12 protein-coding genes and 2 pseudogenes are annotated in these 9,910 nt (G+C 63.7%); 4 read left to right on the forward strand and 10 right to left on the reverse strand.

The window, feature by feature from the left end; translation table 11 throughout:
• Positions 1–352: 352 nt before the first annotated feature.
• Positions 353–1,348 (reverse strand): nucleoside recognition domain-containing protein, encoded by a 996-nt coding sequence (locus ASD63_RS01550; protein ID WP_034792799.1) that lies wholly within the window; start codon positions 1,346–1,348, stop codon positions 353–355.
• Between the two features lie 119 nt (positions 1,349–1,467).
• Between ASD63_RS01550 and ASD63_RS01555 the strand changes: the two genes are divergently transcribed.
• The gene (locus ASD63_RS01555) at positions 1,468–1,920 is read left to right on the forward strand and encodes an Lrp/AsnC family transcriptional regulator (protein WP_034792802.1); all 453 of its coding nucleotides are present in this window, start codon (positions 1,468–1,470) and stop codon (positions 1,918–1,920) included.
• Positions 1,921–1,993: 73 nt separating this feature from the next.
• Here the strand turns inward: ASD63_RS01555 and ASD63_RS01560 are convergent, their stop codons facing one another.
• The gene (locus ASD63_RS01560; RefSeq protein WP_034792818.1) at positions 1,994–2,413 is read right to left on the reverse strand and encodes an NUDIX hydrolase; all 420 of its coding nucleotides are present in this window, start codon (positions 2,411–2,413) and stop codon (positions 1,994–1,996) included.
• A 234-nt stretch (positions 2,414–2,647) separates the two neighbouring features.
• Positions 2,648–3,397, reverse strand: coding sequence for an SDR family oxidoreductase (locus ASD63_RS01565; protein WP_034792821.1), 750 nt, complete (start codon positions 3,395–3,397; stop codon positions 2,648–2,650).
• A 251-nt stretch (positions 3,398–3,648) separates the two neighbouring features.
• Here ASD63_RS01565 and ASD63_RS01570 point away from each other — a divergent pair, with 251 nt between their 5' ends.
• Positions 3,649–3,924 (forward strand): hypothetical protein, encoded by a 276-nt coding sequence (locus ASD63_RS01570; protein WP_034792847.1) that lies wholly within the window; start codon positions 3,649–3,651, stop codon positions 3,922–3,924.
• Here the strand turns inward: ASD63_RS01570 and ASD63_RS01575 are convergent.
• Positions 3,921–4,112, reverse strand: a complete 192-nt coding sequence (locus tag ASD63_RS01575; protein WP_034792850.1) for a hypothetical protein — start codon at positions 4,110–4,112, stop codon at positions 3,921–3,923. The two genes, ASD63_RS01570 and ASD63_RS01575, sit on opposite strands and share 4 nt — an antisense overlap.
• A 33-nt stretch (positions 4,113–4,145) precedes the next feature.
• Here ASD63_RS01575 and ASD63_RS35915 point away from each other — a divergent pair.
• Positions 4,146–4,235, forward strand: a pseudogene (locus ASD63_RS35915) (DUF2280 domain-containing protein); the annotation flags it as partial.
• Positions 4,236–4,295: 60 nt separating this feature from the next.
• Here ASD63_RS35915 and ASD63_RS01580 read toward each other — a convergent pair.
• Positions 4,296–5,156: pseudogene (locus ASD63_RS01580) on the reverse strand (LysR family transcriptional regulator); the annotation flags it as partial.
• 113 nt (positions 5,157–5,269) lie between these two features.
• Between ASD63_RS01580 and ASD63_RS01585 the strand changes: the two are divergent.
• Positions 5,270–5,494 carry a DUF1127 domain-containing protein gene (locus ASD63_RS01585; RefSeq protein WP_034792853.1) on the forward strand — a complete coding sequence of 75 codons (225 nt, stop codon included), beginning with the start codon at positions 5,270–5,272 and terminating at the stop codon, positions 5,492–5,494.
• A gap of 66 nt (positions 5,495–5,560) precedes the next feature.
• On the opposite strand, the gene ASD63_RS01590 is transcribed toward ASD63_RS01585, so the two are convergent.
• The 5 genes from ASD63_RS01590 to ASD63_RS01610 form a co-directional block, all read right to left on the reverse strand.
• The gene (locus ASD63_RS01590) at positions 5,561–6,133 is read right to left on the reverse strand and encodes a nucleotidyltransferase family protein (RefSeq protein ID WP_034792856.1); all 573 of its coding nucleotides are present in this window, start codon (positions 6,131–6,133) and stop codon (positions 5,561–5,563) included.
• A complete protein-coding gene (locus ASD63_RS01595; protein ID WP_034792859.1) occupies positions 6,130–6,831 on the reverse strand; it encodes a Type 1 glutamine amidotransferase-like domain-containing protein in 702 nt (233 codons plus the stop codon). Before ASD63_RS01595 ends, ASD63_RS01590 begins: the two co-directional genes overlap by 4 nt.
• 44 nt (positions 6,832–6,875) lie before the next feature.
• Positions 6,876–7,274 (reverse strand): hypothetical protein, encoded by a 399-nt coding sequence (locus ASD63_RS01600; protein ID WP_034792862.1) that lies wholly within the window; start codon positions 7,272–7,274, stop codon positions 6,876–6,878.
• Between the two features lie 166 nt (positions 7,275–7,440).
• Positions 7,441–7,866 (reverse strand): hypothetical protein, encoded by a 426-nt coding sequence (locus ASD63_RS01605; protein ID WP_034792865.1) that lies wholly within the window; start codon positions 7,864–7,866, stop codon positions 7,441–7,443.
• 92 nt (positions 7,867–7,958) lie between these two features.
• The gene (locus ASD63_RS01610; protein WP_034792868.1) at positions 7,959–9,902 is read right to left on the reverse strand and encodes a MacB family efflux pump subunit; all 1,944 of its coding nucleotides are present in this window, start codon (positions 9,900–9,902) and stop codon (positions 7,959–7,961) included.
• Positions 9,903–9,910: the final 8 nt, after the last annotated feature.

Below are 9,910 nucleotides of genomic sequence, written 5' to 3' on the forward strand. Positions count from 1 at the left end.
GGTATGGGATTGTCGATGATCTTTCAGTCGGTCTGGATCCGTCTCTGGCTCCAGCCACGTGCAGTCCTGAAAGCAATGGCCGAACTGGTGCGCACCTGCCCGTCCTTGCGACCGGACTTGGCGGCTCTGGTTTCAGGCATGGCCGAACTGCATTTCCGACACTGCGTTGTGCGTGCCGGAGCAAGACAGAAAAGCGGCAAGCCCGTAAGTACGTAACAGTTAAAAAATCCAGGGGCATGCTAGAACGATGGGTGCTCGCCCCAAGGCGTGCGCCCGGTAGCGCACGCCCAATTTCGTCGGGTGAACCAGGGCTACAATGTGACAGGGCGGCGTTCGCCGCCCTGTCACACGGTCATCCGTTGAGCTCGGCCTGAGGGGACGCAAGGTTGAAGTCGTCCTTGCGGAAGAACGACCGGAAGAACACGGCGTCGGGCGCGGAGGCGACAATCCGGGCGACGATGGCCGTGGCGACGATGGCAAAGACCAGCCGGCCGAAGAAGACGCTGGTGAAATCCGCCCCCAGCGCCACGACCACCAGCGTGTCCTCGATGAGGCTATGGCCAAAGCCCATGAAGACGCAGGCGAGGAACACCTGGCGCGGCTCGACCTTGGCCTCGCGCGCCTCGCGGATCAGAAGCGCGCCACCATAGGAAATGCCAAGCAGCACGCCGACGGCGGCAAAGGGCACGGTCTCGGTCTTGACGCCCGCAAGGCGAAAGAGCGGCGCCATGCCCCGGTTCAGCCATGCGAGGATGCCGACGAGCTTGAGGATCTCGATCGTCCAACTGAGCACGAGCAGCACGACGAGCATGGTCAGAAGCGTCTTCAGCGTGCCGAAGGCGAAGGCGACCCAGCCGGAGCCCTCGTTGGCCGGGATCCAGGTGGGGGCGAGCGGGGTTGCAAGCCATCCGGTGACGGCGAAGAGCTGATGCAGGAGGGCTGCGAAGATGAGGCCGCCGCCGATCCTTATCGCGGCGGTGACGAGGAAGCTTGGGCCCGCCTTCTGGATGATGCGCTGTTCGATCGGGATGGCATGGGCCACCAGCATCAGCGCCGAAAACACCGTCATGTCGGCAGTCGTCAGTTCCGAGACCGGCACCAGCGCGAAGACCACAACGACGGCGCCCCAGATGCCGACGAGCAGGCCGGTGAGCCACGCGAAGGCAAACTCGGGCGGCAGGCCGATCACCGTCATTACCGGCTCGAAGGCGGGTGCGACCGCGCGGATCACGCCGAGTTCCTGCAGCACATGGGTGACGATGGTGACGGGCACGATGATGCGCACCAGATCGAAGTAGACTTCGAGGGTAGCAAGGGTCTTGCGGTAGAGGATGATCAGGACGGTCATGGCTGTCTCTCCTTGGGATGTTGTCCAAGGACTAACGCCAGGCCGTTCGCAGTTGTGGTCAAAATATGCACCTTTGTGCAATAAAATTGCAAATGACCGCAACAGGGGGACGGACGGGGATGGACAAGATCGACAGCAAGCTCTTGAGGCTCTTGCAGGTGGATGCCTCTCGCACCAATGCCGAGCTTGCGGAAGAGGTTGGCCTTTCGCCATCGAGTTGCCTGCGTCGCATCAGGCGGCTACACGAGACCGGCGTCATCGACCGGATCGTCGCGGTGCTTAATCCGGCAAAGGCTGGTCGCACCATGAAGGCGATCATCACAGTCGAGCTCGAGCGCCACGGCGAGCAATATATCCGCCGCTTCCTCGACATGGCGGAAAAGGAGCCGGCAGTGATCCAGGCCTACAGCGTCAGCGGCGAGACCGACGCCATTTTGATGCTGCGGCTGAAAGACATGGACGAGCTCGACGCGCTGACCGAGCGGCTGTTTCGCGAGGAAACCAATGTCGCGCGCTACTACACCGCCTTCGTGATCCGTACCGGCAAGGAGACGACGGAGATACCGGTGTGAGAAGACACCGAACCACGGGGGACGACCCGAAACGACAGGCGCTGGCGGGCCGGCGGTCCCGACGGGATCCCGATCAAGTGTTTTCGACGAGATAATCGCGCAATCTACTCTTCAAACTCTCGACGACTTCAGGGTGTTTCAGGAAGTCAGCGATCGACATCATTGCCCACTGCTGGCCCTCGTCGCCAAACCTTACAGGCCCGAAACCCTCTTCGAGCTTGCCAACAAGGAAGTAACTTCCAGGGGCGATCGTATTCTGCGCCGGATAATACCGCGTCCACACGATCCACGCCGGATCGACCGCGATATCGAACTCCTCGCGGGTCTCCCTGATTGCGCACTCGACCGGGCTCTCATCATCCTCCCGTCCGCCCCCCGGAAGATCCCACATGCCGGGGAAGGGGATTTCCGGCTTCTGATCACGCTGGTAGGCAATCAAAAGCCCCTGAAAGAGCAATGCGATTTTTGCACCCTTGAAGGGGATGAAGGCCATTTGCGAAACCCTGCGCTTGCTGAGCGAAGCTCAACTCTCGTCTTCGATGAATCCCGATTTTTTGCAAAGCCGAAGATCTTGCAATTTGGCAACGCTCGCAATGATTGTTTCTGGTGTGACACAACCCGGCGTTTTCCGGCTATACCATTCTGACAGGCGTCGTCTTATCTGGACCGAAAAGGCCGGTTGACCGGGAGCATGACTGGAAATCTGCCCCCGGCGCTTGAGCTGCCGTTACTTCACCGCAGCGTTCCCTCCATCGGCAAAGAGCGCCGCACCGGAGACGAAGCTTGCCATCGGGCCTGAGAGGAAGAGGGCGGCCTGGGCGATTTCTTCCGGCTGGGCGATGCGCTTCATGGCGTGCAGGCCGGCCGCCCATTCCTTGTTTTCCTTGCTGCCGGCCGCCGGCGTGTCGACGCCGCCGGGCAGGAGCGCATTGGCGCGAATGCCCTTTGCGCCATAGTCGGCAGTGATGCCCTTGACGAGGCCCATCAGGCCGGCCTTTGCCGCGCCATAGGCGGCCATGCCGGGAATACCGACGCTGGTGCCGACGAAGGTGGAGGTGAAGACCAGCGAGCCGCCGTCACGCGCGAGCATTGCCGGGATCTGGTGGCGGGCGCCGAGGAAGGCGGAGGTGAGGTTGGTGGCAAGCGATTGCTGCCATTCCTTGAACGTGATCTCGGCGACCGGCTTCATGACGTTGACCGCGCCGGCATTGTTGACGGCGATGTCGAGGCCGCCGAAATGCTTGAGCGCCGCTTCCACCAGCCGGATATGGGTTTCTTCCGCGGTGACGTCGCCGCCAACCGCGATCGCTTCGCCGCCGTCCTCGCGGATCGCTTCGACGACGGCGTCAAGCTGCTCTTCGCCGCGGGCGTTGGCGACGATCTTCGCACCCTCGGCGGCAAAGAGCCTGGCGACCGCACGGCCGATGCCGGAGGAGGCGCCGGTGACGATCACGATCTTGTCTTGCAGCATGGTCATGGACTTTTCCCTTCTCTTGATTGATGCGCCCTGACTACTGCCGGCGGGCATCAGCGCCCACCCGATTTCCGATCGGTGATTGTGACGGCGCAGATTCTCAATCGCCCCGGTGGCATAGTCCGGGCCGACAACGAGGGCAGGGAAGAAGGGATGCTGAGGACCTATGGCGGCAGCCGCCATTGCGGCGCGGCGCGGATCGAGACGGACCTCGACTTCAGCGTCGGCACGGAGAATGCAACGGCACGGCCTGCATGAAGAGGCGGCTCTGGTCGATGGTGGCGAAGCCCGACGCCTTCCGGCTGATCACCGGGGAGGCGGCACTGACCGACTATCGCGGCCACAACCCGGCCGCCCAGTCTTCGTCATCCGTGCACACGGCGTCCGAGGCGTTCGCCGGCGTGGTCAGACATAATGGTGCAGATGCTGCCGGCGTCCGGGCCATGGTCGATACAGCCAACCAGAAACCCGAGATCGCCAGAGTGCAGATCGCCCATGCCTGCGGCACCTGCCAGCTTCTATTCGCTTAGTCTTTATCCGGCGCAGTTGACATATCGCGCATGACTGCCTCAGCCGCGACTTCGGCATTGCGTCTTGAGCCCGAGATGGTTCCGGATTTTATGAGCTGCTTGCCATCAAGCAGTAGCTGCCAGTTCCATGTGTTCAGGCCGCGTCCCTGGATGCGGAGTTTCAATCTGTCGGGATCGTACTTCGTCACTGCTTGCTCCTTTGACTGCACTTTGACAGATCAATGGCCAAACCAAAACTAAGCGATGAGGTCAAGACCTACATCGTAAAGGCTCTGGCATGCTTCGACAGCCCGCCCGTCGTCGCTGCGGCGCCTTTGGCGGCCCTGCGTCCGGCCCTCGGGCGTATCTAGTCCAGTCGCCGTTGTCTTCAGCGCGGCCAGCGTTTCGCGCAGCGCCCGGTCCAGCCGCTTGTCGCTTCGAAGCACCAGGGCGAAGCGGCGGAAGAGCGTTGGGGTGACGGGCCGCACCACCAGCCGTTCCCGGTCGCCGGGGCGAAGGGCGATTTCCGGAACGAGGGCTGAGCCGAGGCCGACGGCGACCATCTCCTTGATCGCGTCGACGCTGCCGAGCGCCATCACCGGCTTGACGGTCGTGCCTGTGGTGGCCAGCCATTCGTCGGTGATCCTTCGCGTGTTGGCGCCGGGCTCGTAGAGGATCAGCGGCCGTTCAGCCAGGATCGCGGGCGTGACGGTATCGGGCAGGGCGCTTCCGAGCGGCGCAATCGCCACGAAGCGCTCGTCGAAGAGCGGCGTGATATCGAAGATGCGGCCGGAAACGGGCAGGCTGACGAGGCCGATGTCGATGAGGTTCTCGTCGACCGCGCGGACGATGTCGGCGCTGTTGCCGGTTGTCACGGTGATGTCTAGATCAGGAAAGCGGCGCTTGAGATCGGCCAGAAGCGGCGGCAGCAGGAAGGCGCACGGGGTGGCGCCGGTGCCGAGCCGGACGCGCCCGAGAACGCCTTTGGCGTGGCGGGCGACGGCCTCGATCGCCCGGCTGGTGGCAGCCTCGATGCTGCCGGCATGGGCCAGCAGCTCCTCGCCGGCCGCACTCGGCCGCGCCCTGCGGCCGACCCGCTCGACCAGGCGCACGCCGAGCTGCTTCTCCAGCACCCGCACCTGCAGGCTGACCGCCGGCTGGGTCAGGCCCAGGCGCTCGGCGGCGGCCGAGAAGCTGCCGAGTTCGGCGACCAGCGCGAAGGTTTTGAGATAATCGAGGTTGAGAGCACTCATGGCCAGGTTTCTCTTATTGTCAAAGTTTCTCTTATGCGTGGAATAGGAATGCTAAGCTTCTTTTAGGAGATGTCGAGGCGCAGACTGTGTCCATGGTTGGAAAAGAAACATGGATGTTCGACATGATCCGGGAACTCGGTCTTTATCTCGTTGCTTCGCCGCGCTCGCGGTACTGGCAACTGCAGCAACTGCGCGAACTGGATGCTGAGCATCTGGCCGATATCGGCCTGACGGAGGCGGAAGCTCAGCTGGGAAGGCGCAAGGTTGCGCCGGTTCCGGCGCGCGAAGGGGCCGTCGTCGTTCCGCATGCGGACGCCGCACGGGCGGGCGCGATGTAGCGGTTTCGGCCCGCGCACTGTTCCCGACCACAACTGGTGGGGCGCCAGTGACAGGAGCGTCTCGTCTCAAGCCGGCCTCACGTCCCACCTTTCGATCGCAAGGCCCGGCCAAAGGGCGCGCCACCGTTCCACTTTGCGCTCGTAGATGGCGCGGGTGATCTGGCTCTTGTTGGCGCGCACGATCGGTGCGAGCAGGTCCACAAGGCCGAAAGGGGCGCAGATCTCCAGTCCGCCCCGGGACGGGCGAAGTCCGACGGCGGTCGCAGTCGTCGGAAATGTCGCGATCGCCTCTTCCGCCGATAGATAGGGCCTGATCGGCGTGCCGAATTTTTCCTCGTACCAGAGGTGAACGCGTGCCTCGTTCTTGACGTCGATCCGCACGGGTAGATCCGCAAACAGGCCTTCGATCCGCTTCGCATGCGTGGCCTCCGCCTCTTGCGAGAGGTCGTCACCGTCGAAATAGACGATGTCGATATCGCCGATGCCGTGCGTCGGCGGCAGGGCGAACGCATGGTTCCAGACGGTCTGCGCTATCGCGCCGGCCGCCAGCCAGCCATCGGGCAGGGCAATCCGGACCCAGCGATCGAGGATCGGAGCCAAGAGCGGGCTCTTCAGGATGATAGTCTGCAGGTCCGTCATGGAATATGCATCGGCATGAAGCCTTGAAGCATGCGTTCCGCCGGCGCTCGCGCGGCTCCCGCGGAGATCCATAGAGGATCGCCAAAGCACTCGATCCGAGTGCCCGCAACGACGATGCCGTCGCCGTCGTTGCAGGCAAGGATCGGTCGCGGCGTCGACAGGCTGTAGCGCAAGAGAGCGGGCAGGTAGCTCTTGTCGTCGCTCAGGTGCGGGAAGAACTCGAAGGGCACGAGATCAAGCGCATCGCCGTCGGTGATTTCCTCCGGCTCCAGCCCGATGAAGAGCGCATCGGTCGCGATCGTCGGCGCCATGAGAATGGCGCCGGCGCTGACGCCGATGAGGATGCCGCCGGACTGTGCCCAGTCGCGAAGCGGCCCGAGCATGCCGCTTCGCTTCAGCCGTTCGAGAAAGCCGCCGGTGTGACCGCCTGCAAGGTGAATGGCGTCTGAGGCGAAGAGCGCTGCAATGTCGTCTGCCGAATGCGGTTCGTCGAGATCGAAGAACAGCGCGAGATCGAGACCCAGCCTGCCGTAATAGGCCTGCCCGGCAAGGAAGAAGCCGCGGTCCCGTTCCGGACCGGAGGCGACATAGGCGATGCGTTTTCCAGCGCCGCCTGCCGCCATCATCTCCACAAGCCTGAGGTCGATCGCCGAGCAGGCGGGCACGATCTGGTCGCTATAGAGGACGAGGTTGAGCATGTCTTTCCTGTCGTGACGAAGGGCCATAGCCCGGTTCGCTCGGGCTAGCCCGCGATCGCCTTCACCCGGCGGCCGTAACGCCAGATCCCGAGCCAGCTGAAATAGTTGACGAGAAGCGACAGGCAAAGCCAGAGCAGAGTGGTGAGGTCGTCACCGCCTTCGAACTGACCGGCAAATCGCACGACGCTGATCAGCGACAGGCCGCCGAGAAGGATGCCGAGCAGCCAGCTGTAGGGCCGCCAGAACCCGAACGGCGGGACCTGCAGATTAAAGGCGTAAGCGACGAGACCGATCGCCGTTGCCAGCGCCATGACCAGGCTGACGCCGCCGAGGATCTTGATCCCGTATGCCATCTCGTCCCAAAAGCTCAGGAGCAGCGTCGCGCCTATGACCAGGCCGAAAGCAAGGCTGAGCACGTAGAAAATTGCAAATGCCTTCCACATCGCGAATCATCCTGTATCTGCGTTGGTGGCAGCTTCGGCGGTGATGGGCGCCTTGTCTATCGTTCGGCGGGCGAGGTTGTCGCAAGGCCTTACGCCTCAAACGGCCTGCATGCCGCCCGCTCTCTCATTCTTTCACCGGAGTGCTTGGCGCGCTGACGTTCCGCTGTCAGCCGATGGCGGCCGGCTGCTGCTCTATGCGGCGGCCATAGCGCCAGACGCCGAGCCAGCCGAAATAGCTGAGAAGGAGCAGGAACAGCAAACCGAGGGAGGCCGACAGCAGGCCTTCGTCTCCGGGCTGGGGGCTGGAAATGAGCGTGACGAGATCCCAGGCATCGGCCATCAACGTGTAGAGACACCAGCAGGCGAGAACCCAGCTGAATGGCCGCCAGAATGACAAGGGCGGGACCCTCAGGCCGAAGGCATAGGCAAAGACGCCTATCATGGCAGCAAATTCCACGGCCAGGCCCGCATAGAACAGGGCTCGGTCGGCGGACGACAGCTGCACCGCGATTTCAGGGGGTAGCGTGACGAAAGCCGATGACAGCATGAAAATGAAAAGCAGCCCATAGAGAACTGCAAACGCCTTCCACATCGCGAATCATCCCCCAAGCATGCAGTGCCTGCCATCTTGGGTCGTGTCGCGACACTTGTCTATCGTCTGGCGGGCAGGAGCGTGGCTTTTGCCTAATCCGCGCTCAGCGCCACCGCCGGCTGCAGGCGCGAGGCGTTGCGGGCGGGCAGGAAGCCGAAGACGAGGCCGGTCAGGAAGGCGCAGGCAAAGGCGAGCGCCACCGGGCCGAGGGTGAAGGAAACGGGCATGCCGAACTGGCCGGCAAGCGCGCCGGTGCCAAGCCCGAGCGCCACACCGAGCGTGCCGCCGATCGCCGAGACGACCAGCGCCTCGATGATGAACTGCAGCAGGATATCGCGCTGGCGGGCGCCGGTCGCCATGCGCACGCCGATCTCTCGGGTGCGCTCGCTGACCGAGACGAGCATGATGTTCATGACCCCGATGCCGCCGACGAGCAGCGAGATCGCGGCCACCGAGGCGAGGAACAGCTTCAATGTGTTCGAGGTCTCGGTGAAGGCCTCGCGCACGGAGGACATGTTGGTGATCTGCGTGTCCTGGCGCTTGTGGCGCTGGTCGAGCAGCGCCTGGATCGTCTGCTGCGTGATGTCGATCGCCGAACCGTCCTTCACCTGAACGGTGATGGTTCGGATGTTGCGCTGGCCGAAGAGGCGGATGCTGCCGGTCGAAAGCGGCACCAGCACCACGTCGTCCTGGTCGTTGCCGAAGGAGGTGGCGCCCATTTCCGCCATCACGCCGATCACCTGGAAGGGGATCTTGTTGACCAGCACATACTGTCCGATCGGGTTGTCGCCGTCGGGGAAAAGCGTTTTCACGACCGTCTGGCCGAGTACGGCCACAGGTGCGTAGGTGTCCATGTCGTTCTGGTTGATGAACTCGCCCTTGGCCATCTTCCAGGATTTGGCGGTGGTAAACTGCGGTACGGTGCCGTTGGCGGTGGTCTGATAGTCGACATTGCCGCGGCGAAGCGTGACGGAACTGGTCATCTCCGGCACGGCGAAGGCGACATTCGGCACCTCCAGGATCGCGTCCGCGTCCGCGGGCACCAGCGTCACGTTGCTGCCGCCCGCGCTGCCGCGGAAATTCGCCATGCTCGGCCGCACCACCAGCAGGTCCGAGCCCATCGACGAGATGCGGCTCAGAACGGAATCCTGCGCTCCGGTGCCGATCGCCAGCATCGCGACGACCGAGCCGACGCCGATGACGATGCCGAGCAGGGTCAGGATGGTGCGGAACAGATTGGCCTTCAGCGCCCGGAACGCCATCTTGACGGCTTCGGTGACATCGGCGATCGCGGCCGAGCCTTCGCTGACATGGCGGGCGAGGGCGGCCGCCCCTTCGGCGTTGACGCGGGCCTTCTTGGCGCGGTCGGCGACGATGCGGCCGTCATGGATCTCGATCAGCCGGTCGGCCTGTTCGGCGACCTCGCGCGAATGGGTGATGACGATGACCGTATGGCCCTGATCGTTCATGTCGCGCAACAGCGCCATCACATCCGAGCCGCTCTGGCTGTCGAGCGCGCCGGTCGGCTCGTCGGCCAGGATCACCCGGCCGCCGTTCATCAGCGCGCGGGCGATGGAGACGCGTTGCTGCTGGCCACCCGACAGCTGGCCCGGCCGGTGGTCGAGGCGCTCGCCGAGCTTCAGCGCTTCAAGCAGCGCCTCGGCGCGGTCGTGCCGGTCGCGGGCGGACATGCCGGCGTAGACGGCCGGTACTTCGACATTTTCCTTGGCGCTTGCTGTCGGGATGAGGTTGTAGCTTTGGAAGACGAAGCCGAAGGTGCGGCGGCGAAGGGCCGCGAGCTCGTCACTGTCGAGGGTAGCGACGCTCTCGCCATCGATCAGGTAGTCGCCGCCGGTCGGCTGGTCGAGGCAGCCGAGTATGTTCATCAGCGTCGACTTGCCGGAACCCGACTGGCCGACGATCGCCACGAACTCGCCCGCCTCGATATCGAGCGACAGGCCGTGCAGAACCTCGACGGCGAGGTCGCCGTTGAAATAGGTCTTGCTGACGTGCCTGAGTGAGAGAAGCGGGGTCATGGCCACTA

Origin of the sequence: Ensifer sp. Root558 (genome assembly GCF_001427045.1) — a bacterium.
Taxonomy (GTDB): domain Bacteria; phylum Pseudomonadota; class Alphaproteobacteria; order Rhizobiales; family Rhizobiaceae; genus Ensifer; species Ensifer adhaerens.